Below are 23,811 nucleotides of genomic sequence, written 5' to 3' on the forward strand. Positions count from 1 at the left end.
TGGTTTCATCAAAAATTGTCCGTTTTTTTTCGTTTTTTAATTCATATATCTGAATTTTTCTACGACCACCGGTTGCAATTGCTTCCCTTGCAGCGCTTCTAATACTGTATCTTCCAGTAACTCCATACGAGCTACCATTGAGTTTGGTTTTTTCTCTGGTGCATCTTGACCGAATGGGACGAAGTAGATGTTTTTTGTTGCCATTAGGCGCATGAGGTTGACGCCAACAGGGTAATGACAATAGAAATATTTCTTTTTTCTTCTATTATATATTCATTTCACAGTCTGTAAATTTATTTTCATTTCCAAGCATGTATATCGAACTCTTCATTAATACAATAAACAAATTTCACGGTATTACATTAATTGTGTAGTCAATTTCTATTTTGTTCCTCAACCTTTATAAGCATAAAAAATCCCAAACACTGAGGATGGGATAAGGGAGAAATTTTTAAAAAGCATATGATATGAGATTCTCTAAACCGTAATACACGTTTTCATATCGGTAAAACACTCAAAAATTTTTCTTAAAGACAAAAATTTATATATCTTATTTATGTAATTTATGATATGGTTCCATATGTTAATTAATTACAATAATTTTAAAAAGGAGTATACACAATGATACCAAAGAAACTAATATGTTTAGCACTTCCAATCATGTTATTAGGGGTAGGTTGTGATATGTCTAAAGACCACCCTAAAGATAGTACAGCGAAAGAAACTACAATTAAAGAGGATTCAACGAAGGAAACTCCAGTTAAGGGGAACCAAATGCAAGTAGCAGTAGATTATAAAGCTTCTGTACTTGACTTAAACAAAGAACTAGAAAGCGCCATGAATGAACTGTCTACGATAGTTACTAAAGATAGCACTTTAAGTGTTTCAAAAGATAGTTATAAAAACGCACTATTATACTTAAGAAACGTAACAAAGAAGTATGATAACTTGAAACCAAGTCATGATCCAGCCTATAAACAAGAAGAAACTCATAAACTTATTTTAGACTCAATGAAGACTATGCAAGATGCAATTAGTATTCAATATACTAGCATAGACAACATAGCAAGCGAAGAGTTTATGAGAGGATTAAACCTAACGAACGAGGCTTCAAACAAGTTTATAGAAGCAATAAAAACATTGAAATAAGAAGGCTTTAGTTATCAAGGGGGATTCATAATGAAAGCAAAAAGACTTATAACGTTAGCTTTACCTATCATGTTATTATCAGCTTGTACAACAGAAACATACGGACTTACTCAATCAGAGTTTAAACAGGTAGACAAAGAGTTTAAAGCAGATAAAATGATAGAAGATATGAAAAGAATGCATTATAGTGATGAAGAGATTAAAAAACAACTAAGAGGTGCATTAGCAACTATTACGGCTAAGCAAGAAGAAACAAAAAAGAAGTCTACACCGAAAAAAGACATACAATTAGACTCATACAGTAAAGAAACGAAAACAGATACAGACATACAATCCTCTGATAAAGACGATACAGAAGGTTTTCCTACAGATAATATAGATAAGAAAGAAAAGAGTACAACTAAACTATCCGAAAAAGAATATGTCAATCGTGCATTTGAGTTACGTTTAGACTTACAACAAGAAATAGATAGTATAAAAGCAAAGGCTAAATCAATGATGGAAGATGGTGAATCAATTACAAAGCCTACAATAGATGCCATTACGGATACGAGACTTGTATTGGATGATTTAGAAAGCATGAATCCACCGAAAAAGTATGAAGAGCAGCAGGAGTACCTCATTAAAGAAGCTGTAACAAAGAGTAGAGAAGGATTAAATAGAGTAGAAGAAGATATTAGAAAATTCGGCGACGGTAGAATTGGTACTGTAAGACTAAAAGAAGTACTAGAAAAAGGTATGAACGATGTAAACTACGGACCTCGTTTGTTGGAAACCTTATTCGAAGATTTTGAAACAGATTATCCTGGGGCAAAACAGAAAGCAATGGATAAGAAACAGAAAGAAAAGAAAGACTCTGATGAAGGGACTGTTAATATCTCTGCAAACGGTAAAGAGTTAGTAGCTGATTGGGGTACATATCGAAATGGTGAATTTAATCTAGGTTTTGACTTAAAGAAAGATGGTTCTTTCCTCATGTATGAGAGTGAAAACAAGGAAGAGCGTAATCAAACTCATATGATAGGTGAATGGAAGTATGACGGGATTAAGAAAGAAATTACCTTCAAGTATAAGAAGTTTATAGAGCATGGCTCAGAGAAAGAAGGTATAGACTTACCACCATATGCGGAATTCAAGGTATTATCCTTTAACGGTGATACATTTGAAATGATGGAATTAGAAAGTGAAGTAGTAATGAAAGCAAGGAAACGCTAAAGAAGCAAGTAAGCTGTATAAAAACGTAAACAATAGAGTATAAAGGGAATCTACAAAATAAGAAGTAAAGGGGTAGGAGAAATGAAAAACAAGAAACTAATATGTTTAGCACTTCCAATCATGTTATCAGCAATAGGTTGTTCAAATAATGACATAGAAAAAGAAAAGAAAACTGATAACTTACAAGTAGCAGAGTCAGAAAAGAAAACTGAAACAAGATCTGATAAGGATGTTATAAAATCGTTAAATGAAGAAGTAGATAAACTACATAAAGAAAAGGACGAGTTAGAAAAGAAGATACAAGATGAAAAAGCTAGTAAAGAAAAAATAAGTAAAGAGAAAGACGAGTTAGAGAAGAAAATACAAGATGAAGAAGCTAGTAAAAAAGAAGTAAGTAAAGAGAAAGATGTAATTAAAAAGGAAGACAAGATAGAAGACAATACGAGATTCAGTACTATAAAAGAGTATCAAGAGACAGTGTATAAACTTGCTAATAAGTTTGAATCTGAATTACGCGCAACGAAACCAATAATTGAAAAAGATAAAACACTATTGACAAATAAAGACGAATTAAAAGCGCAGTATGATAAAGTACAAGTACAAGCTGACAAGATAAAATCTCTTCACCCACCTAAGGAGTACACAGATTTACAAATCGGACTGATAGATTCCTTAACAATATATCAAAAGGCAGTAGCCGGCATGTTTTCAGGCTTAGACGAAAGGGATAAAGAAAAAGTTAAAGGGTATGAACAATCTGTAATGGATGGTTTGGCATACTTTAAAGATTCACTAAACGCAATAAAAGAAATAAAGGAATAAGATATGTCCTTTAATTTAAGGGGAGCATCTTCATGAAAGTTGTACGCTCTATATTTAAAGGCTTTCGTTTAATAGGTTTAATTGTAAAGCCCGTACTTAAAGCATTATCTAAAAGTAAATTTTAAATCTCATAAATATTAAAATCCCCTTCTGCATATAGGTGCAAAAGGGGATTTTTTCAAATTATTCTATTCGTTCTACAGACAGTACTCATAGATAAATAAGAAACGGTGTATATTTACCCTAACATTTATAAAGATGAAAATCAATATATAATTATCTACATATAGAACCAGATAATAATTTTTTTTCATAAAACTATTCTTTTGTTTTATTTTTTAATGTACTCGTACCACCAGTTTCTTTCATCCATCCAAGCTGTAATCTTATCAAGTTCGCCATTAGGCAGTACTTCAGTTTGTAAGTAAGCTAATCCAGTTAATGGATCAGAGACAATCTTCCCTGTTGTTCCACGCTCATTCATAGCGTTTACGACTTCCTGAACCAATGAAATACCAAAACCACCAGATTTAACATATTGATAGCCGCCATTGGCAATAGCTTGTTCTGGTCGTTTTTCTCCTGTAAACCAAGATAATGATTTACTGCCAATCAATTGGTTCAAATCACACTTACCGATACCAGGTACATTGCCTGTCTCTGTGTATTGCCAAATATCGCATGGATAAGCTGGCTTATTACCGCCATAACGAGGAATCCAAACAAAGTCAGCTTTTACATTTGCCATACCAAACGGAGCATACATATGATGACCAACGTATAAGCCAACTTTCTGAGCACCTAATCGGCGTAGTTCATCAATAAATGCTTGTGCGCCCGCTCTCATATCATTCATTGTTTTTACTTCAACATCTGCAACCCAGACTGTCGCGCTCTTGTCTCCACGGTTCCAGAAGTCACGAGCTTCTATTCGTGCATCATTTTCAGAAACGAAACGACAGAATGCATAGTTACCAAAAGGAATACCATGTTGCTTCATGGCTTGTACATATCCTTTATACAATGGATCTACATAATTTGAACCATCTTGTACACGAGCGATGATGAAATCAATGTATTGCTTTGCTATAGGCCGGTTAATGTCACCATTCCATTTTGAAATATCAATAAAATGTCCCATTATTTATCCGCTCCTTTATTTCGTTTATCCGCAAACCATTTACCAGCTGCAGGATTAGATACAACACCTGCAGCAATCAAAATATACAGAATCATATCTACGTATTCTTGATATCTTCCTAAATTAAAATCTGGGACGGTATCCATTAATACCATCCCTAACAGTGCAAACAATGCTACCCATAATCCGTAATTCTTGAATTTCTCTTGCATCTTTATTTCCCCCGTTTCCTTGTATCAGAACGTTTTATTTTCGCTTCAATTTCACTAGCTACGCTTTCCAGTAACCATGTCGGAATCCATTTATCCCAGCCGACACGAACACAGTTAGCAGTGAAACTGTTGAAAATGTGATATGTTAAACCGCCAGTTATCATGAAGAAAAAGAAATCTGGTAATTTAAACGCGATATCAAACATGTGAGCTAAACATGGCAACAAAAAAAGCACCACGGTGCGCGCGATGCCTTCTACTCCATATGCTGATGAATACGATCCATCTAACTTGGAAGCTTTGCTTCCTGTAATCCAATCTAAACCGACTACCATCATTAGGATAAAAATCCAGATAAGATTGGTTTTCCCATACACCAGACTTAAAAATGTTCCTACTCCACCACTTACAAATGAAGCAGCTTTAAATTGTGCCGTATTAAAAATATCGATTATGTTAAGACTTCTGAGAATATCATGAACTCGCTCCAATTGTTCCCCTCCTTTTAAATATAAAAAAGCCTGCTATAAGCACGCTTTGATTTGTTGTAAAAAAATAGTATTTTGTTAGAAATCAATTATTATCACTTACTAAAAATTTTAATTTTATCTCTAAAATTCATTAATGGTAATTCATAATACTTGTGAAGAAATGCGGCAAATCCGACTGTAATTATCGTTGCGCCAACAAATAACAGTATACCTTCCACGATACTATTAATCTCAATCCAGTCTCTTGCGAAAATATAAATTTTAAAATGCAATAAATACAAGGCGTAACTAATCATACTAATAAATACAATCAGTTTTCTTATAAATACTTTATTTATCTTTACTGTCTCTAAAGATATAACCAAAAGCATACAAGAAAAGGTTACACAATTAAAAAAGATTGTCCTACTAAAAAATGATTGATCCAGTTTGGACATATCTCGATGTAAAATAAACCAAACTTCACACAAAATAAAACCAACTATAGAAATAAAAAAGAGTAATTTTCTTTTATCAATCATTTGTTTATACATATCTTTGTAATAAAATTTAATACCTGCCAAAATAACACCGGCCGTAATACTATCCAATCTATAGAAAATTTGTTTCCTTACACCGAAATCAAAACTAGGATCCTTCATTATCACTAAAATTATTCTGGCTAGTAAAGAAACACTCATAATAATGAAACAGATAGTCAAAAAATGTTTACCTTTATCTTCCTTAATCATACGAAAAGCAACAAGAATTATGAAAGGTATTATTAAATAAAACCACTCTTCAACGGATAAAGACCATGATACTGGATTAAAAGACAAAGTGTTACTATTAAAATTTTGAACAAAGAATAAGTTTCTCCAAGTAAAATCTGCCCCTATAGGAAACCAAACCAAGAAAAATACTACCAAGTAATAAAGAGGTAAAGTTCTAAACCACCTTCTAATATAAAAAGAAAACAATTTGCTCCATCTACCATTCTCGACTAACTCTTTAATAATAATTCTACCAATTAAAAAGCCACTTAATACAAAAAATATCTCAACTCCAAAAAATCCTAACGGAAAATTCAAAGACTTAGTAATTATCCTTCCAATAGATGAATCCTTTAAGACTGGAGCTAGAAAGAAGTCTAATCCATGTGCCAATAATACTAGCATGATAGCTATACTGCGAACGAAATCTAAACCAAAAACTCTTTTTTGTTGTAATTCCAAATCTTCATGCCCCCATTATATATATATAAGGTTATATTAACACATTTCAAAATCTAATTATAAAGATTTAATTATTTGAATTTTAAATTTCGAAACATATATAGTTATGCTTCAGCTCCCTTGAAAATAAAAAGAGAGGCAAGTGAATTGTCTCTCTTTCTTGAAAACTCCGTTTTGTTATGAATCAACTTTACGGAGATATGCCTGAACATACTTACGAACACGTTCGTTAAAAGCTTCCCGTACAGCCCAGGGCTGTTTATTATACTTTTCCTGGAACAACCCAGGTGATACCTCTAATTGTTCTAAATCAACAGAAACTGGATGTACTTTTCCATCCCATTGCACTCGAACTGAAAAAACATTGTCTGTTACTTTCTCGATTGTATCGTGAATAATCGCTGCGCCAAACCCAATTGAATCTGTATTTTGCTTTTGCATGGTTACGTCCTCATTTCAAAATAATAGTAACGACAATACAACAATCGTCCTACTTAAGTAGTAACCTTAAAACCATTCACAAGTCAACCTTCGGTATATTTAATTTTAGATTTCACTTACTTCAGTCGTTGGTGGTGTATCAGGACCGGTCCCACCTTCAGTTGGTGGTTCAACTGGGTCTGTCGGTTTCTCTGGTTCAGTTAAAGGTGGTTGTTCAAGTTCTTTCGGTTCTTCTTTCATTGGGACCACCTGCTTCACGTCGATTCGGGAGAAGATATAATCACCAATTACAACCGTAATGGTATTACTATTGTTCAATTGTTCATTTAAGTAGATTGGATCATAATCATTTGTTACAATCTCAATTTCTTTTCCGCCGTTTGTATGAACTTTTAACTTCTTAGTACCTTCTACAGTAGGAAAATTGATCGGCAAAATACGTTTTACATCAATTCGTTGAATAATAAAATCATTGATAAGCACGGTGATTAGGTCATTGCTATTCAATTGTTCGTTTAGCACCTGTGCATCGTATTTTTCAGTTTGTACCGTGTGTTTTACTCCGCCTTGTGTATGAATTTCAATTATTTGCATATATCATTCCTCCATAGAAAAAAGAGAAGCTATTTCACTTCTCTTAGTTTTTCGCTTTTTCATTTTTTTACTTTGGCGCCATCTAAATTTATTGATTTCAAATCAACTGCCGTTTTCTTAAGTTTCTTTCATTCATGACAGAATATAAAAAAAGAATCACCAATTGGATTCTTTTATATTAATGATAATTGAACAATTCTATTTTCAACATCTATATCCATTTGTATGGGATTTTCATGACACCAGTAAACGTATTCTCTATACTTTTCAACTGACATTTCATTTTGTGTCGCTAAATAATCAATTAGTTTATCAAATTTCTCTTGTGATAATCTCCAATAATCTTTATTTTGTTCAAACCATTCAAATATATTTTTATCTCGCTTAGATTCGTTCAAACTACTTTTCAATGGAATAATATTTCCGCGAACCGCTCCGATACGACCAGTCGCAAGAGGAATAACATGATCTAGATGAATATCTTTTGTTTCACCTGTTAATGCACACCCTCCGAAGAACTTTTTAATTCCTTCAACTGCATTATAAGTAATGTTATCTGGCAGCAAATATTCTCTAGTTCTTCTTCTCATACGAATAACTTGAGCTTGTTCAGGGTTATCCCTAAACCACTGTTTATTCTTTTCGCGACTTTTATCCCAATTTTCAAAGTAATGTTTCCGTCTTCTTTCACGGTGATATTCTTGATTTTCTTTGTAATATACCTTATAACGTGCAGAATACTCTTCTTTATTTTCTTGATATCTTCTTTTTCTATAAGCGGTTATCTTCTCTTTATTTCGTTCTCTATATTCTATATATTTTTCTTTATTTTTTCGATAATGTATTTTGTTATATTCTTTTAAAATTTCAATGTTTTCTTCTCGATACTTTCTCCTAGCAGCGAGTTCTCTTTCATGGTTTTCGTAATAAGCTCTTTTTCTTCTAGCTATATCTTCTTCTCTATTCTCTTCGTACCATCCTCTCTTATATTGTTTTATTCTTTCGGAGTTCTCTTCGCGGTATTGTTTGTCATATTCAGCTTTAATTTGCGCTCTTTGGTTCCTGTATTCGAGATTACATTTCTTACATCTTGAAGACTTTTTGCCTAATCCATTTTTCTTAGCATTGTATTCATTAAGTGATTTAACAACGCCACACTTAGTACACTCTTTTGCATCCACCAAAATCCCATCAATTTCAATTTGCACAAGTTGAACGTACTTTCTTGTCAATACTGATAACCACCTTAGTTATCCCTAAGTAAAATACAGACAGGGAAGTAGGATGCTTCCTTTTCGCCCCGTCGTGCTAGTCTGTAGTTATATTATACCATTCATCTCAATACGTGCCACCGCTCCTAGACTGAATAAACAAGCGCCCTGTAACAGTAGCGTTTATTCTAGCTAAACTATCTGGTGTAATTTTAATTTCAACATAACGACCACGTTGCAATTTCCCTTCGCTATCCTTCGCTAAATACGGAATCAAATTTATATCTTGTCCTCTTATTGAATCAAAAGGCAATGTATTCCCATCTACTTCAATCGTTACTTTTGATGGAGTCTGATATAATTCGAAAATGCCGAACTCAATATCGTGGGTGTGGTTTGGCAATGTAATCTCGTGGCTATGCGGATCGAGATGTATATCATGTTGGTGATTTGGCAGACTAATAGAATGCTGGTGGCTTGGTATAGAAATAGAATGCTGATGATTTGGTATGGACAGACTATGTGTGTGCTCGCCACTAGAACCATGTGTGTATAGACTAGCTCCTGTTCCTTTTGCATAAAACGAAGCCGCTGTATTCCTACCAGGATCGGAAAATGCTGTGTACAATCCTATTGTTGGAGGTTCAGAGGGAACAATACCACCACCATGAAACATCTTATGAATATGATCCCCGCCACCGCTAGACGTTTGCACACTCCCGCCGCCACTAGTTGATGTTTGTGTACTACTACCGCCACTAGACGTCGATTGTACAATAGACCCCCCAGCGGATGTGGAGGACACTGTACCACCGCCAGCCGCCGTTGAACCTACAACAGCTCCACCGCCTTTAATTGCACGTTCATAAGCTCTAAATCTTAATATCTCAAATGTCAGTAACAATTCATTCACATTTTTTACATCGTTAGGTATTTGAAACCTAATGATAGCTGGATGTTCGGGGTCGCAATTATCTTGGAAATCTCGACTATCAATATTCGTCGTCCCTTGAGAATACACTTCGTTGACTCTCTGTCGTTTTTCAATATCGGCTTGTATTGTACCTAAATCAGTTACCTTATTTTCTAATACAAGTTTTACATCAAGTGGATTCCCCGTTACATCATCTTTTGAACGATCCATTACACGTAAATCTACTGATATATTGAAATCCTCATCATACAGACGTACTAGCTTACCAGTCTCATACTTTTCTATCTTGTATGGGTCAATTAACTCATAATCAATTGCATCAATTTCATAAGTAACTTTCGGCATACATGCTTTTAGTAACATCGAATTTGCTGAAGCGTAAAGTGATTGAGCGTCTTCAAATCGTCTATCCGCCCAAATGTAATCAAACCCATCATGCAATTCCCTAACGAAGGCTGGAGCATCTATATAAGGAAGACCATTATTAACACTTTTGATTGTAAGTTGGTTTACGCCTTCGCCATAACCAAGAGGATAAATTCTTGTCATGACATCTTTAGCTTCCACTTTCCTCTTAATACCCTTCATATTCTTACGGTATCGAAGTTCCCCCGTGATTTCTTCAGAATATCGAACAATGTTTAATGTCCAAGGATAAGACGAATCATCCCAAGTCCATTGGAACTTTTCATCAAATGGTTTCGGTATACTATATATCGGTCCTAATATAGTGTCTTCATTTTCCCAACTATATGAAAAATATTTTGTAAAATCACATTTTCCGAGTTTCCAATGCTTGATTCTTTGTTTGCTAAGAAGATATTCGATATTTTCCCTTGTGGTTAAATTAATTCTTTCATGATAACCAAAAAGCACGCTATCCATTAGTGTAGATAAAACGTGCTCGCAGTCATAAGTAATAATTTTTTCATGTACTTCTCTTTCTTCATCACTATCCATAATACGGAACATACCAATGCGTTTACCTTTATCAAATATTTCTACGTAATCAAAGGTTTCAATTTCTTCTCGTTTTGGATCAGTAAATGGCAATGAAAAACCCGCCGTCCATAGTTCGTTGAGAGGCGGGCTGTACTTTATATTATATACATTCTCAAGATATGCCTTGAGTTTCATTTCTTTGTTATAGAGTTTTAGCAATGTATCACCTTCTTATTTAAAAACTAACACCAATAATCATGTTTATCCAACCAAATAGTGAAAACCATAAAAGTAACGACAGTATACCACCAAAGAAAATCCCTTGAGCAAAGTTACCTTCCTTTTCCATATAGCCTCCTGTTTTCAGTTGATTTTATTTACATGTTAGCTTGTTATTGTTAACCATTTATAAATTAAATGATAATTTGTTGTTAATTCTTCTAAACCCCAATTGCCATTACGCCAACTTTACCAGGAGCTGTTGCGACTGCTGATGTATTCTTTATGGCGATTTGGCATCCAGTTTTAGTTAGATTATGAGCATTAAATTGGAATAACACGTTAGAACCGTAATCAATAATCGTGACGAAAGAGCAGTTTGTAGTAAACGGAATAGGAAACGTGTAGTCATATAAAATAGTTGCTCCTACCGCTACAGAATCCGCAATTGTTGGAGAATCGGTCATGATTTCGAATGCTCCCATACGTCCTTTAGTTATGTTGTTAAAGTCTGTATAAGTTGATGTTTCTCCTCCGGCTCTTTTCTCTGTTGGAGCATGGTTGATTTCACCCAAAATAACTTTCTGCAATCTCCATGATCCATCAGCAATTGCTGATGTTACTTCGAAAAACGACCCTAAAAAATTATACTTTTGAAAATCCGTTGACGCTTGCGTTTGTGAAGGTAAAAATATAATCATCTTTTTTACCGCTGATGTTGTAGGCAAATCAAACCTTTGTATAAGTGGGCTTCCAGGAATAGAACCTGTATCCTTTAATCGCCGATAATACCCTAAAGCAACTTTTAACCCTGTATTTCCATTATTCACATATTCCACATATACGGCATGACAGCTAGGATTAACCAGATACTGCATTTCTCTAAAAATACCAGTAACTCCATTTGCTGTAGAATTAACTTGGAGGCCTGTATTGTCAGCAACTGTCTCACCTTTTATATAAGACTTGTACGCATTAAGATAATCAACAAAAGGATTTTTAGTTTGCATATTATTCACAATTGCATTTTCAAAATCTGTTTTACTTTGATAAGTTGTAAAGTTCGTTCCGATATTTAGTAATTCATTTGATGTTTTGCATTTTATATTTAAATTTCGTATTAATGCCTCCGTGTTAACTGTTGCTAATCGAAGGTTAAAGAAAACACCTTTCATATTAGCGTTAAATGATGCAGTTACCATGCAATTCACTTTGTATTTTCGATAATCTTCGTGATTAATTTTAACTTCATTGCTTTGTTTAGCTGTAGCAGTTAATCCGGAACCTCCAGAGTCTACTAAATCTCCAAGTTGGATATTTAACGTTATATCTTTTCCACCAACTGCTAACGCTTCAAATTCAACTTCAAAAACATCTCCTTGTTTGATTCCCATTATACAAGGCTCAATGTAAGGATGAGCATTAACATTTCTTAGCTTGAACTTTGATAACAATGGGTCATAAAACAGTACCTTTCTATCTGTAGCTGAATTGTATTCGCTTTCGTCAAAAGTTGCCAATGTATTTAGTCCTACACCGGTACCAGAATTCATTGGTACTACGTTTATTAATAATGTTTTCATCTAGTACACTCCCTTTGGCAGAATGGTATCCGTCTCAATGAAACGCACGCCATATTTGAAATATTTGTATACATCATCTGGAGTGTTACTTGAGTATATAAATATGGGTATTCCAGCGTTTTTATATGTGTATAATTCATTTTCTGTGATAACACTATTCGAGTATGATACGAAGGCATTTAAGTAGTTTTTGCACTCAGCTATATTTACAGACGGATCTGAATCAACATTCAACCAAGTGACATTAGCGTCTGGATATAGGGTAGTTAGTCTAATTCTTGCTTGTTTGTCGTCCACAACAAAAAAACTACTACTCCATAAACTGTATTTTTTAAGAAGGTGAACAACAGTAATGATATTTTCATCGGTCCAATCCATTTTGCTGCAATCCACATTAATCCCTAAACCCCATTTTGAACATTCCCTACAAGCTTCTTCAAAAGTAGGTATTCTAACTATCTCTTCTGCAGATTTACCTGCATAATCTTGATCTATAATAAGGGATTTTATTTGAGCTAGTGTTAAGGCGCTAACATTTCCAATTCCATTTGTTGTTCTATCCACGGTTGTATCATGCATGAGTATAAAAGAACCATCAGATGTTTTTTGTACATCTAGTTCTACTAATTCATAACCTAGCATTCCCGCACTCTGGATAGCCTTTAGTGTATTCTCTGGAGCATTGATATGAGCACCCCTATGAGCAATAATTCCCGTTTTATTAAAATGTAAAAATGTTCTTTTATTGTGGAAGTCAATTTGCTTTGCATTAGTTTGAAAATCACTGTCAGCTCGTCCTTTAAGCGAATCATGTTCTATACCAAATGTATCAATCCTTGCTTGTTTAGCCTCTGGTCCAGAGTCACCTTTAGCTACAATTGTGTCCAATTGTTTTTGAACATTATTTGATAAATTATTTGCTTCTTGTGCCGTATTATTAGCCTGATTGGCTATTATGTTTGCATTTGAAGATGAGGATTCAGCAGAATATGCTCTCTTCAATGCTTCGTTCGCATTATCAATCCCCATATTAATTTTGTAATAACTTTCACCAAGTTTTTCTGTACCTTGTAACTTAGGCGCATCAGCCATTAATTTCACCACCTTATTAATATTTAGCGCGGTATTTGAATGAAATTTTGAGATTAAGGTTTGAACCGCCTACTTGTATTACATTAGCGCCTAACATTAACTCTATTTTTTCTAAATTCCCTTGCAATTGAAATAAAAAATTCTTGCTGTCTTTGATTACCGTATACCTTTCTGCATCGATTAAAAATGAAGAGTTTCTAAAACTACCAAAAGAAAAACGTTCACCTTTAACAATTACCGTTAAGTTATCGGCGCTACCACTAATTTCAATAACCGGACGAATAACTTTAGATCCGAAATTGTCTACAGTTAGACTCTGTGGAGAATTAACTGTAAAAGATGAACCTTTGTATCCAATCGGGATATCAGACATCCACGGAACCATATCTTGCCAACGTATTTCCTCTGTACTTTGCAATACTGAATATGCGTGAGGATCATAAGCAATCAATGGTAATTCGAATTTTCCCATCCTAAAATAACGATCGATTGGCATTGAACCGCTATATCTAACTAGATAATACTTATCGGGTTCGTAGTCATAAATCAGCTTTACTTCCTTCGGTTTACCGTAATGGTCAATAAAAACAGCTACCATTTTTCTGATAGCTGCTGATAATTTAAATCTATCTTCTTGCGGTTTAATAATTAATGGTAAATTAAACTCCAAAGGGTCTATGTCTGAACCAAAGTAATAAGCTCCCGGGCGACCGGGAATAGAAACTGTATAGTCACGAATTGGCGGAGCCGCTGGATGTTGAAACCCTGGTAAAAGAGCTAAATTTAGTTCTTTTAGTTTTTTACCATCTATTGTTAAACTCATAGTTGCCCCACCTTTCTTCCTGACGTCTTAATGTATTTCCCTAGTTCTACTGCTAGCTTTTGTACATCCGCTTCTTCTCTTACTACAAATGTTGAACCCCTAAACATGTCAGCAAAGTTATATGAATCTGATTTATTTGCATTTGAAGAGGAATTTCCATCTACAGTGGTCTGATTAGCACTTCTACTCATTGCTTCTGAGCTATTAGCTAGACTGCCATACACATTACTCATGACACTTTTTAGGCCAGATAACTCTTTCATAGAATTAGCCATCGAATAGCTCATATCGCCAATTAATCGGCTCATAGTACCTGTAATACCAAGTGATTTTTCATTTAACGATAAAGGTGTTACCGAAACACGATTACCTCTTTTAGTAAATAACTCTGGCCCTGCTTCTCCGGCAATAAACGATCCATCCCCAAGAACATGTCCGCCCGTAGCTAACATTGGTATTCTAGGAATATTCGCTTTCCCTCCACCAACAAACGGAACCCAATCCGGCATATCTATACTGTTGATACCTTCAATCAATCCGTTAAGCATCGAAATCACAGCATTTATCGGCCCTTTTGCTGCTAATTCTATTCCGTTGAATACTCCATCAAATATTTTCACGATTCCTTTCCAAGCTTTGTCCCAATCTCCTGAAAATACGCCAGAAATGAAATCAATAATTCCATTTAAAATGGGTTTTAAAACCGTATCCCACACTACTTTTATCCCATCAAATGCATCTGATACAACACTACCTATAGCCTTAAATACAAATTTAAAAGCTGGTAACAGGACATCTTCTATGAATGATGAAATCTTTGAAAAAACAGGTGAGAGTATTTCTTCCCAAACACGTTTGATAATATCAAAAGCATCTTTTACAATATCTTTTATGATCGAAAAACCTTTATCAAAGACTGGTTGTAAAGTTTCAGTGATTATGTCTACTATCTGATCTATTGTCGGTTTGAAATACTCATTGTATATAGCCATTATTTTGTCGCCGAATAATACCCATATAGCAATTAATCCAGCGATTGCTGCAACTACTAAAGCAAGCGGACTTGTTAAAACAGCCATAACTCCCGCAAAGGTTACAGCACCTGATGTGGCCAAGAATATTACTGGAGCAAGCGCTGCGCAAATACCAACAAGTATTCCAATCGCAACTGTTATAGCTGTAATCGCAGCTGCTAACACTGGGTGAGCTGAGATAAATTCAGCTACCTTAGAAACAATATCAGCTACCACAAGTAACACCGGCTCAAGAGCTTCTTTCAAGTCATTCATTGCTTCTTTCAACTTGACCATAGGTGATGCGTCCGTTTTACTTATGGATTGTTGTAAATCATCGATTCCTTGTTTTAAGTCAGCCTGTTTTTCTTCAGTTTGTAAAATTGTATTTATGATTTTTTGACCCTGGTCTTCCCACATTGTCATTTTGTTATCGTAAAGGCTTTTTATCCCTTACTTCTTACACTTCGTATTAGTGTAAGCTCGGCATACGTTTTCACTTATAAAGAAAGTGTCGCGGTCTCGTGGAGGGATTATATCTTTTCACCCTCTATGCTCTGCCCCTGACTATACTTCGTATAGCCTTCGGTTCAAGTCAGGAATCTCACCCTTCTTGCTTCATACCGCAATTTTGATTCGGCACAATTTATCATCTACCGAAAAGTTCTACACCAATCGCTTCTTTTAAATCCGGATCCTCGATTTGATCTAGCCATTTAACCATATCTATAAATGCTTGTTTACCTTCTTCTCCACCCTTAGCAATAGCTTTACCCCAGCCTTCTAATTGAGAAAATATTTCTTGTACTGCTACACTGTCAGGCGGATTTTTTGCAAGCTCCAGTTTCTGCGCATTCATTTCTTTAAATGATTCTAACTCCGCTCGATGCGATTCACGAACGGCGTCCATTTCATCGCTTAAACGTTCACTTAACGCTTGTTTGCGGTTATTCTGACTTTCTTTTAAGGACGATAAGTTCGCTTGATTGACTTCCCTTAATGAATCAAGTTGTGCTTTATTCGATTCACTAAGAGCCTTTAAATCTTCTCGTTTTCTTTGCTGAAACGCTTCTTTTTGTTCTTGTTGTCGTTCTTTTAAAGCTTCCTTTTCATTGTTTATTTGCTCTTTAACTTGTTCTTTACGACTATCTATCTCTGATTTCAGCGCCTCTTTTTTCGCATCAGATGCTTCTTTTATGCCGTCTTTTTCCTCTTTCAATCTATCAATTTGACTTTTACGTTCTTCACGTATCTTATCCAAACGCATTTTTTCTTCAAGTTCTTGTAATGCTTTAATTGCCGCCTGTCTTTCTTCTTCATTTTTTGCTTTGCTTATTTTAACTTTTAAATCGGCACGTTTTTCAGCATTCTCACGATCTTTAAAATATTTATCTTCAGCTGCTGTTTTCGCATCCAAAGAATTAATTTGAGCGTCTACCGATTTAAGACGATTATATTTTTCCTCATCGATTAATTTCATACGTTCCATGTATTCTTTATCGATGAGCTTTAATTTCTGTTCAGAAGACTTTTCAAATGCTTTAACTTCCACTTCGAGGGACCTCTCAAGTGCTTTTTGTTGTCTATCATAATTTTTTGATGTTGCATCATATTCAGCACTAAGTTTCTTCTCTAAATTCTTTTGTTGATTTTCATAACTTTTAGAAACTGCATTGTATTCAGCATCAAAACTTTTAGCTAATGCGTTCTGTCTTTGACTATGACTTTTAGAAAGTGCCTTTTCTTGATTACTAAATGAGTTTGCAAGTGCGGATTCTTGTTTGGCAAATCCTTTTTGCATCGCTGATATCTGTGCATCAGACATTTTTTCAGTATCGTCTACAGCATCACGGACAGCATCCTTCATAGAATTGCTTAATCCACGCGACATTTCAACGGAACGAATACGCCCTTCTTTTAATCCGTCCAATAGGTTATCTATATTCCAAGATTTTTCCTTTGCTGCACTTACCATAATACTTTGTACTTCCTGTGCTGTATAACCAACCCTTCTTAGTTGGGCGCCATACTCAGCAATAATATCAAGTTGCTCAGGGGGGAATCCGATTTTTAAAAGAGAATTAACTAATCCTAGCGCTTCTTTATTCGAAATATTTAATTCACTACCGATTTCATTGGCTTCTTGAATTAATTCTGTAAAATCAATCTGTGAATAGGAACTAGCAATGTTTGCTGCTCCTTTTATTATCTCTGTATTTGCTGCATCAGAAGCCTCTTTATTTAATGCCCATTGTCTACGTACACCCTCCAACGCTTCCTCTGCATCACCGCCATAGGCTGTAACAGTTCTGACTGCCTCCTCCACAGATCTCTTTGAGGATTCTGGAACATCAAAGGTAATATCAATTTTTGTCTTTAACTCCGACATGTCTAAAGCTTGTTCGATAACTTCTTTAAATCCTAAACCTGCACCTATTCCTGCTACTACATTTTCTAATTCAACACCTAATTCTTTAACACTTTCGCCCGCTTGATTTGCTTCTTGGGAAAGTTGATTTAAGTCGTTTCTAATGTTTTGAATGGAATTACCATTATCAATAGAACGGAGCGCCTGCTGCAACTTCCCGATATCCGCTTCGGCTCCTAACGCTTTCCTTCCAATTATCTCAATGGCTTGATCTAGCTGCCTACTTGATGCCGTACCGTTTTTAATTGCATTCACAAGACGATTCCCTAATACATCCGCAAAATCATCAACACTATTCCCTGTGGCGCTAAATAAAGTCTCTAATTTTCTTGTTGAACTTGCTGCTTTTTCTTGTTCAGCCTTTAATCCTGCAAGACTGTTTTTGAACCCATTAAGTTGCCCTTCTGTAAATTCAATTTCACGTCTAAACGCCCGGTATTGCTCTTCATTAATTACGCCACTTTCAAATTGTGCTTGTACTTGTTGTTGAGCTGACTTTAAACTATCTAATTTCTTTGTTGTATTCTCAATTTGTTTTGTAAGTAATTGTTGTTTTTGAGCTAAAGCTTCCACATTACCCGGATTGAATTTTAAGAGACGTTGAATATCATTTAATTCTTTCGATAGTTCGCTACTTCGTTTGTTAACATCTTTTAAGGCGTTTTGAAGACCGGTTGTTTCTCCGCCAATTTCTATCGTTATTCCTTTAATTCTTCCTGCCATGTTATCACCTCACTTGCTTAGAAATTGTTAAAGTCATCTTGTGTAGCTGTTCTTGTATTTTCTTGTCCTTTCTTCGGATTTCGTAATTCAACATACTCATCGATATAATCCAAGCAATCACCTATTGTCATATCTTCTAAATCTTCTTTTGAGAGTTTGCATGAATAACAAAGAGCAAGGAATGTATCAACAGAAAAACTACCTTTCCCATTGTTATGACCTTGCCCTTGTTCATCTTCTGTTATTTTTTTTTTGACTGAACCGTACTTTTAATTAGGTCCTGAATTTCAGTAATAATCTCAGCAATTGGAAATTCTCCGAATGTATCCAACCAAGTTAGCGGATCTGGGACTTCTTGATTTGCTGTTTTAGCGAATGCCCATACTAAGTTATAAATAACTTCAAAATCTAATTTACTTAAATCAACCTGTGAAAGGTCAATATTATTTTGGTCGCCATCAGCTGAAATATATGAAGAAAGTACTCCTAAACTAAGAATATCCGCAAACATATCACGTCTAAATTGTGATTTATAACGAATAGCCGTACCAGCTGTACTCTTTAGAAGTATGTCTTTCTCATCAATTGTGATTGTTTTTTCCATCTAATTACGCCCCCACAACTTTTTCGTATACTTTTGTATACCAAGCGTCATAAATAGCCGCTGGTGTACCTACTGTTGTTGAATCTTTTACTTTTGATGTTATTGGATGCTGTGATGCAACGAATTTCAATTCTGTTGTAGTTGGCTCTGTTTTATCACTCTTTGTGGAAGAACCGAATCCAGGGCGTGATACAGTTACGTTGTATAGTAAATGACGAATTGCTTTTACATCGCCATCAAATTCAAACATAAGAGCAATTCTCTTTGTTTTTGCATTTGAAACTTCTGAAATAACCTTGTCAGTTTCGTCTAGAACTTCCCCTAATACGTCAGTTCGAAAAGCTTCTGTAAGTTTAGCAAGATTTAAAGTACCCTCATAACCTTGGTTGCTTGATTCAGTGTAGTAATTGCTATCATCAGCATAGAAGTCTGATTGCTCACCTTTTGGTTCCAATTTCATTTCAACCGCACCTGGTAATTTAGCCGGAGTTTCATATATGATTTTCCCTGTTGCATCCTCAGTAATCACGCTATAATGTACTTTCTTCAGACCGAAAATAACTTTATTTTCATTCATTTATATCAACCTCGCTTCATAAAATTTTTGATACATATTTTCAGATTCAATAAAAGTCCCATACGAGTCATACGGAATCTCGTTATCATCTAGAACTTGTTCTAGCTTGGCTTCCGCAACTACATCTTTCTTAGTTGTATAAAGCTCTATATTTACATCATTTATCTTGTGATACACCTTGTTATCAGCCATTAAATTTGCTGACCCATCCACAAGAAAACAGATATACGGTGGCGCCGGAACTGGATTACCTGGTGTTGCTATGAAATGCGAATAAGCCACAAGATAGCCTGTAGCTTCAAGAATTTTTATAAATTCTCCTAATGTTAATGTCATGATTCAATTGCCCTTTCAATACGTTTTGGCAATTCATCAATTACATACTCTTCAACGGGACGAATATGCACTTTCTCCGGTACTCGGCCACCACTAGCTTTCGCATGGCCATTTTCTAAAAGATGCGTTAATTGCCCTTTTGTATTATGGATAACAACGGCTTTATCTACTTTTTTCTTACGCCAACCTTTACGATAACCACCTGTTTTTTTAGGACTATTTTGTCTTAACTTGTTTACAGCAATATCAGCTACATCTTCTTGTGCAGTTGTTAATTCTTCTTCCACAACATTTGCATATCTTTGCAATTCTCTTGCAAGATCACTCGCAAAATTACTCATATTAAACATGCTCCTTTGCGATAATAGTCAATGTTTGATACATTTCATCATCATTCATTGGCGGTTCGATAATGTCAAAGATACGATTCTTCATATTAATTCGCATTAATTCTGTAATACCTGTTGTATAAGGAATTACAAACCGATAAATTCGTGTAGACTGTGAAGCTGAAGCTTCAATATACTCAGACCCTTTCACCGTTTTTATCATTGCCCATGCACTTTTAACTTCTTCCCAATTACCTGTTTCAATTGCTTGATTCAATTCATCTTTTATTATTTCAGGTTGTTCAATGCTAATTCGATTTCTAAAGTCACCTGTATTCAGTGGTTTTTTATACTGAAAAGGACGCATATTACTCACCGTCCAATTTGATTTCTTCTAATGCTTTTGCAATACCAAAACTATTAATTTCGGTTAAAAAGTTTTTAGTAAAATACTCAAGTGCATCATTATAAGCATAACGAGAACGTTCAAAAACTAATTCTTTGAACGTCTCATCTTTGTTTATGTCATACAATCCACATACTTTTAATAAAGCTTCATTGGATGCAAAAAGGATGCGCTTTAGGTTATCGTCTTCATCATCACCCAAGTGCATCCTATCTTTGAACTGCTGTATTATTTCGTCTGAAATTACTGTTTCCATTTACATCACCCTTCAGTCGGTGGTGTTACTTCTTCAAGCTTTAATGTGTAAACTTGTGAAGTGTATTTATCCTTCGGTTTACCTGTAGCATATTGTTTAGCAATATAAACAGTTGCATCTTCTAAAGCTAATGTTTCTTCATACTTCTTGATTGGCTCTGTTCCACCCATTGCTGCAACATATTGACCTTTAACAAAGAATAATACTTTTCCTTGAGGTACAAACACTGACTCTGTAAGAATTGGATTAAATGGCAAACTAGTTACATATACTCCAGCTGCATTTTGAATTGTCGCGTTTGCTTGAATATCAAAAGTATCAAACGGATTAGTTACCATAACTACTTTACCAGCAATATTTTTTGGTCGATCTGCGTCTGAACCATCAGCATTTAACTTTTTAGCTAGTAGTTTAACAACACCTTTTAATTCATTGATTGTTTTGCGGCCTGGCTCGAACGTTAAAGTGCCTACTGGCTTTTTATCTGGATATACTCCATTCACAACACTTCCACTTGGATCTTTTAATAACCCAATAGGTTCATTTTTACCTGTACCAGCTACAAATCCACGTTCTAAACCTACTTTCATCGCTTCTGTAATCATTGTACGAACATAACGTTCTACCCATACAGGCCCAAGTTTCAACATGTCATTTGCTAATGGAATAAATGCCGTCAATTTAAGTTGGGAAATGCTATCTTTACGGAATGTAGCATTTAATTGACCTTTAATACCATCAAATAATGGTCCCCATACCGCTGCGCCTTCTGGATCTCCATAAATAAATTCTGTTACTGCACCCAGATTTTCAAGACCGATATGTTTTAGGAAAGGATGATCTTCAACTAAATCATCAAAAATACGTTCTTGGGTTGTCTTAGGTAAAGTTTCAGTAGACTTAAAGCCGCCTTCTTCCACAACTGCATTAAAGAACTTCATTTCTTCACTTGTTAATACATTAGCACCGCGAGATTGCATAATAGAACGATCTACCATTGATTCATTCACTTGATTTAAAATATCTGTTCTTACATCTGTAGCAAGTGCTTCAATCATGGAGTTCAATGCTACTGATTGCTCTTCTGCTGTACCTTCCTGTGTAGCTTTTGCAAATGCTAGTTTCTTTTCTTCAAAATTATTAAACTTGATAACCATATTTTATTTTCCTCCTAAAGTTAAAAAAAGCGTACTCAGATTCTGTTTTGTATTAACAGGCTCTTGAATAAGCTCTTTTGGATTTTGATTATTTTGTTGTTTCGTATACTTAGCTACTAAACTTTCTTTTAAATTTTCTACACCTTCCTCTTCTTCATCCTCTTGCGTATCATCAATTTCAATTTCATCAGCAATTTCATCAGCTAAACCAAGAGCTACTGCTTCCTCTGCCGTTAGCCAAGTTTCATCTTTTAAAAGTTGTTTTAATTCTTCATCTGTTCCAACAAAACGTTTCTTATAAGATCCTGCTAAAGCTGAATCAATCTTTCGTAAATCTCTTGCTGTTTTTTCAAAAAGATCTGCGTTTCCATATTCAAAGGTACTTGCTTGGTGAATCATCATCATAGTATTACTAGGCATAATAATTCTGTCTCCTGCCATTGCAATTACAGATGCGGCACTAGCTGCCCAACCATCAATATGAACTATAATTTCTGCACTATGCTGCTTTAACTGATTACAAATTGCTACACCATCGAATGCGGAACCTCCACCTGAATTAATATGAACGTGAATTTTTTCTGCTTTAACATCTTGAATTTTTCTTCTTACTGCTTCAGCATTATTTTCACTAAACCATCCACCAATTGATCCATAAACAGTTAATTTGTATTCATTTTCACCTTTAGCTTCAAAACGAATGTCTCGTTTTAAATTCAAAAGCTTACTCATATTCACATGTTCCATCATTTCTCACCTCCTTCAGATTCATTTAATTTTGTATAGTTCTTCGTAATATGATGGACATTTAGGTTTGGATCATCTGACTCTTCATAATCTACTTCTGAACGAATTTCATTTCCTGTAAATGCACTTGAAGAAATGAGCTTATCAATACTTGTCGCAAGATCAAATATACTTTGATAGGAAACAGCTTTAACCTCAATTTTTTGTCCCAAAAGATATTCACTCATTTCAAAGAATTTAACGTTCGCTTCATCAGATAGTTTTTTTAATAATGGTCGTACTGTGAAAAGCATATAATTTTTCGTTTGCTTTTCTACATCAGCCATTTCTCCATATATCAAAGCTATAGGAATACCGATTGCCATAGCTACTTGATTTAAGAAACCATTTGTTACTTTATTGATTTCTTCCACACTTGGGCCATTTGCAACACCATTGTATATCTCGTTATAATTAATACCTTTTTGCTGCGGAACAATAGCTATATCTTTAGAACCAATTGACTTATACATGTTGTCTATAAACTCTTGTAACTTTGCTATTTGTTCCTCAGTTTTAGCACCAATCATATCCATATCAACTGTTCCACGAACTTGATTTTTACGTTTTTGAGAGTTTAATATTCTGCCGAACAAATCCCCATAATCTGCAAATAATCCATCAATAAGTGGGGTTAATTTATCATTCCGATACTTCAAATGAATAACTTCGCTTTGCTTAAAACTTCTCTTAAACGTATAATCTTTTACCCTTACATCCGTAAAAGTATCTTCAAACACAGCGTACTCATTATGTTGAAATCCATCTGCAATAAGTAAATCACCATCATCTGCTTGTATAACTAAACACTCATTATCATAAATAAGTTTTCGAACAAACCGTTCCCAAAAGGTACTTGCGGTCATATTCTTGTTTGGTCTTACGTTTAATCGATAATAAAGCTCATTCTTCTTAAATGCTTTACCATTTCTTATTCTAAATTCAGATTGACTAATCGTCCTTCCTAAAAATGAAACGCATGTATCAATTGCCAATCGTTTCATATGAAGCCTGTTTGCTGTATCAGTTATTATGTCCAGATCCAACATGAATTCTAGTTCTTTATTTCTTTTAAATACTGAACCTAACCATCCAATGGTTATCACCCCCTTT

23 protein-coding genes and 3 pseudogenes are annotated in these 23,811 nt (G+C 34.8%); 3 read left to right on the forward strand and 23 right to left on the reverse strand.

What is annotated here, in order from left to right; translation table 11 throughout:
* Nucleotides 1–36: 36 nt before the first annotated feature.
* A pseudogene (gene spoVFB, locus N2V80_RS18730) lies at nucleotides 37–225 on the reverse strand (dipicolinate synthase subunit B); the annotation flags it as partial.
* A 396-nt stretch (nucleotides 226–621) separates the two neighbouring features.
* Here spoVFB and N2V80_RS18735 point away from each other — a divergent pair.
* The 3 genes from N2V80_RS18735 (at nucleotide 622) to N2V80_RS18745 (ending at nucleotide 3,186) form a co-directional block, all read left to right on the forward strand.
* Nucleotides 622–1,149, forward strand: a complete 528-nt coding sequence (locus N2V80_RS18735) for a hypothetical protein (RefSeq protein WP_061654839.1) — start codon at nucleotides 622–624, stop codon at nucleotides 1,147–1,149.
* Between the two features lie 30 nt (nucleotides 1,150–1,179).
* On the forward strand, nucleotides 1,180–2,364 hold the full coding sequence (locus N2V80_RS18740) for a DUF3994 domain-containing protein (protein ID WP_061654838.1): 1,185 nt from the start codon (nucleotides 1,180–1,182) through the stop codon (nucleotides 2,362–2,364).
* An 81-nt stretch (nucleotides 2,365–2,445) separates the two neighbouring features.
* A complete protein-coding gene (locus N2V80_RS18745; RefSeq protein ID WP_061654837.1) occupies nucleotides 2,446–3,186 on the forward strand; it encodes a DUF7018 domain-containing (lipo)protein in 741 nt (246 codons plus the stop codon).
* Between the two features lie 331 nt (nucleotides 3,187–3,517).
* Here the strand turns inward: N2V80_RS18745 and N2V80_RS18750 are convergent, their stop codons facing one another.
* From N2V80_RS18750 to N2V80_RS18855, 22 genes and pseudogenes are all read right to left on the reverse strand, one after another.
* A complete protein-coding gene (locus N2V80_RS18750) occupies nucleotides 3,518–4,327 on the reverse strand; it encodes a GH25 family lysozyme (protein WP_061654836.1) in 810 nt (269 codons plus the stop codon).
* Complete coding sequence (locus N2V80_RS18755) at nucleotides 4,327–4,539, reverse strand: hypothetical protein (protein WP_061654835.1); 213 nt, start codon at nucleotides 4,537–4,539, stop codon at nucleotides 4,327–4,329. Before N2V80_RS18755 ends, N2V80_RS18750 begins: the two co-directional genes overlap by 1 nt.
* Before the next feature lie 2 nt (nucleotides 4,540–4,541).
* Entirely contained in the window at nucleotides 4,542–5,030 is a 489-nt protein-coding gene (locus N2V80_RS18760; protein ID WP_061654834.1) for a phage holin family protein, read from the reverse strand.
* Between the two features lie 92 nt (nucleotides 5,031–5,122).
* The gene (locus N2V80_RS18765; RefSeq protein WP_061654833.1) at nucleotides 5,123–6,244 is read right to left on the reverse strand and encodes an acyltransferase family protein; all 1,122 of its coding nucleotides are present in this window, start codon (nucleotides 6,242–6,244) and stop codon (nucleotides 5,123–5,125) included.
* A gap of 177 nt (nucleotides 6,245–6,421) precedes the next feature.
* Complete coding sequence (locus N2V80_RS18770) at nucleotides 6,422–6,685, reverse strand: hypothetical protein (RefSeq protein ID WP_061654832.1); 264 nt, start codon at nucleotides 6,683–6,685, stop codon at nucleotides 6,422–6,424.
* Between the two features lie 105 nt (nucleotides 6,686–6,790).
* Nucleotides 6,791–7,279: a hypothetical protein gene (locus tag N2V80_RS18775; RefSeq protein ID WP_061654831.1), complete on the reverse strand. Its 489-nt coding sequence runs from the start codon at nucleotides 7,277–7,279 to the stop codon at nucleotides 6,791–6,793.
* A gap of 173 nt (nucleotides 7,280–7,452) precedes the next feature.
* Nucleotides 7,453–8,511 carry a hypothetical protein gene (locus N2V80_RS18780; protein WP_061654830.1) on the reverse strand — a complete coding sequence of 353 codons (1,059 nt, stop codon included), beginning with the start codon at nucleotides 8,509–8,511 and terminating at the stop codon, nucleotides 7,453–7,455.
* 106 nt (nucleotides 8,512–8,617) lie between these two features.
* The gene (locus N2V80_RS18785) at nucleotides 8,618–10,561 is read right to left on the reverse strand and encodes a phage tail spike protein (protein WP_061654848.1); all 1,944 of its coding nucleotides are present in this window, start codon (nucleotides 10,559–10,561) and stop codon (nucleotides 8,618–8,620) included.
* 245 nt (nucleotides 10,562–10,806) lie between these two features.
* Nucleotides 10,807–12,138, reverse strand: a complete 1,332-nt coding sequence (locus N2V80_RS18790; protein ID WP_340980365.1) for a hypothetical protein — start codon at nucleotides 12,136–12,138, stop codon at nucleotides 10,807–10,809.
* 30 nt (nucleotides 12,139–12,168) lie between these two features.
* Nucleotides 12,169–13,260: a glycerophosphodiester phosphodiesterase gene (locus tag N2V80_RS18795; RefSeq protein ID WP_061654828.1), complete on the reverse strand. Its 1,092-nt coding sequence runs from the start codon at nucleotides 13,258–13,260 to the stop codon at nucleotides 12,169–12,171.
* A 16-nt stretch (nucleotides 13,261–13,276) separates the two neighbouring features.
* Entirely contained in the window at nucleotides 13,277–14,083 is an 807-nt protein-coding gene (locus tag N2V80_RS18800; RefSeq protein ID WP_061654827.1) for a distal tail protein Dit, read from the reverse strand.
* Nucleotides 14,080–15,519: pseudogene (locus N2V80_RS18805) on the reverse strand (tape measure protein); the annotation flags it as partial. The pseudogene N2V80_RS18805 and the gene N2V80_RS18800, both read right to left, overlap by 4 nt.
* Before the next feature lie 232 nt (nucleotides 15,520–15,751).
* Nucleotides 15,752–18,247: pseudogene (locus N2V80_RS18810) on the reverse strand (tape measure protein); the annotation flags it as partial.
* A gap of 241 nt (nucleotides 18,248–18,488) precedes the next feature.
* Nucleotides 18,489–18,851, reverse strand: a complete 363-nt coding sequence (locus tag N2V80_RS18815) for a hypothetical protein (protein ID WP_061654825.1) — start codon at nucleotides 18,849–18,851, stop codon at nucleotides 18,489–18,491.
* Nucleotides 18,852–18,855: 4 nt separating this feature from the next.
* Nucleotides 18,856–19,428: a major tail protein gene (locus N2V80_RS18820; RefSeq protein WP_061654824.1), complete on the reverse strand. Its 573-nt coding sequence runs from the start codon at nucleotides 19,426–19,428 to the stop codon at nucleotides 18,856–18,858.
* Complete coding sequence (locus N2V80_RS18825; protein ID WP_061654823.1) at nucleotides 19,429–19,764, reverse strand: hypothetical protein; 336 nt, start codon at nucleotides 19,762–19,764, stop codon at nucleotides 19,429–19,431.
* On the reverse strand, nucleotides 19,761–20,105 hold the full coding sequence (locus N2V80_RS18830) for an HK97 gp10 family phage protein (protein ID WP_000064422.1): 345 nt from the start codon (nucleotides 20,103–20,105) through the stop codon (nucleotides 19,761–19,763). The genes N2V80_RS18825 and N2V80_RS18830 overlap by 4 nt, the downstream gene beginning before the upstream one ends.
* A 1-nt stretch (nucleotide 20,106) precedes the next feature.
* Nucleotides 20,107–20,460: a phage head closure protein gene (locus tag N2V80_RS18835; protein ID WP_048558707.1), complete on the reverse strand. Its 354-nt coding sequence runs from the start codon at nucleotides 20,458–20,460 to the stop codon at nucleotides 20,107–20,109.
* A 1-nt stretch (nucleotide 20,461) separates the two neighbouring features.
* Nucleotides 20,462–20,755 carry a hypothetical protein gene (locus tag N2V80_RS18840; RefSeq protein WP_000450783.1) on the reverse strand — a complete coding sequence of 98 codons (294 nt, stop codon included), beginning with the start codon at nucleotides 20,753–20,755 and terminating at the stop codon, nucleotides 20,462–20,464.
* 5 nt (nucleotides 20,756–20,760) lie between these two features.
* Nucleotides 20,761–21,912 (reverse strand): phage major capsid protein, encoded by a 1,152-nt coding sequence (locus tag N2V80_RS18845; RefSeq protein WP_044798067.1) that lies wholly within the window; start codon nucleotides 21,910–21,912, stop codon nucleotides 20,761–20,763.
* Between the two features lie 3 nt (nucleotides 21,913–21,915).
* The gene (locus tag N2V80_RS18850) at nucleotides 21,916–22,659 is read right to left on the reverse strand and encodes a head maturation protease, ClpP-related (protein WP_061654847.1); all 744 of its coding nucleotides are present in this window, start codon (nucleotides 22,657–22,659) and stop codon (nucleotides 21,916–21,918) included.
* Nucleotides 22,659–23,804: a phage portal protein gene (locus N2V80_RS18855; protein ID WP_033668749.1), complete on the reverse strand. Its 1,146-nt coding sequence runs from the start codon at nucleotides 23,802–23,804 to the stop codon at nucleotides 22,659–22,661. The genes N2V80_RS18850 and N2V80_RS18855 overlap by 1 nt, the downstream gene beginning before the upstream one ends.
* Nucleotides 23,805–23,811 lie beyond the last annotated feature (7 nt).

The organism is Bacillus sp. FSL W8-0640, assembly GCF_038007725.1.
Classification (GTDB): domain Bacteria; phylum Bacillota; class Bacilli; order Bacillales; family Bacillaceae_G; genus Bacillus_A; species Bacillus_A cereus.

Excerpts from the sequence above, each read along its gene's own strand:
- N2V80_RS18835 (WP_048558707.1), bottom strand. The coding sequence starts at position 20,460 with ATGCGTCCTTTTCAGTATAAAAAACCACTGAATACAGGTGACTTTAGA.
- N2V80_RS18850 (WP_061654847.1), bottom strand. The coding sequence starts at position 22,659 with ATGGAACATGTGAATATGAGTAAGCTTTTGAATTTAAAACGAGACATT.
- N2V80_RS18845 (WP_044798067.1), bottom strand. The coding sequence starts at position 21,912 with ATGGTTATCAAGTTTAATAATTTTGAAGAAAAGAAACTAGCATTTGCA.
- N2V80_RS18825 (WP_061654823.1), bottom strand. The coding sequence starts at position 19,764 with ATGACATTAACATTAGGAGAATTTATAAAAATTCTTGAAGCTACAGGC.
- N2V80_RS18820 (WP_061654824.1), bottom strand. The coding sequence starts at position 19,428 with ATGAATGAAAATAAAGTTATTTTCGGTCTGAAGAAAGTACATTATAGC.
- N2V80_RS18740 (WP_061654838.1), top strand. The coding sequence starts at position 1,180 with ATGAAAGCAAAAAGACTTATAACGTTAGCTTTACCTATCATGTTATTA.
- N2V80_RS18815 (WP_061654825.1), bottom strand. The coding sequence starts at position 18,851 with ATGGAAAAAACAATCACAATTGATGAGAAAGACATACTTCTAAAGAGT.
- N2V80_RS18770 (WP_061654832.1), bottom strand. The coding sequence starts at position 6,685 with ATGCAAAAGCAAAATACAGATTCAATTGGGTTTGGCGCAGCGATTATT.
- N2V80_RS18790 (WP_340980365.1), bottom strand. The coding sequence starts at position 12,138 with ATGAATTCTGGTACCGGTGTAGGACTAAATACATTGGCAACTTTTGAC.
- N2V80_RS18750 (WP_061654836.1), bottom strand. The coding sequence starts at position 4,327 with ATGGGACATTTTATTGATATTTCAAAATGGAATGGTGACATTAACCGG.
- N2V80_RS18840 (WP_000450783.1), bottom strand. The coding sequence starts at position 20,755 with ATGGAAACAGTAATTTCAGACGAAATAATACAGCAGTTCAAAGATAGG.
- N2V80_RS18800 (WP_061654827.1), bottom strand. The coding sequence starts at position 14,083 with ATGAGTTTAACAATAGATGGTAAAAAACTAAAAGAACTAAATTTAGCT.
- N2V80_RS18830 (WP_000064422.1), bottom strand. The coding sequence starts at position 20,105 with ATGAGTAATTTTGCGAGTGATCTTGCAAGAGAATTGCAAAGATATGCA.
- N2V80_RS18775 (WP_061654831.1), bottom strand. The coding sequence starts at position 7,279 with ATGCAAATAATTGAAATTCATACACAAGGCGGAGTAAAACACACGGTA.
- N2V80_RS18745 (WP_061654837.1), top strand. The coding sequence starts at position 2,446 with ATGAAAAACAAGAAACTAATATGTTTAGCACTTCCAATCATGTTATCA.
- N2V80_RS18795 (WP_061654828.1), bottom strand. The coding sequence starts at position 13,260 with ATGGCTGATGCGCCTAAGTTACAAGGTACAGAAAAACTTGGTGAAAGT.
- N2V80_RS18735 (WP_061654839.1), top strand. The coding sequence starts at position 622 with ATGATACCAAAGAAACTAATATGTTTAGCACTTCCAATCATGTTATTA.
- N2V80_RS18785 (WP_061654848.1), bottom strand. The coding sequence starts at position 10,561 with ATGAAACTCAAGGCATATCTTGAGAATGTATATAATATAAAGTACAGC.
- N2V80_RS18755 (WP_061654835.1), bottom strand. The coding sequence starts at position 4,539 with ATGCAAGAGAAATTCAAGAATTACGGATTATGGGTAGCATTGTTTGCA.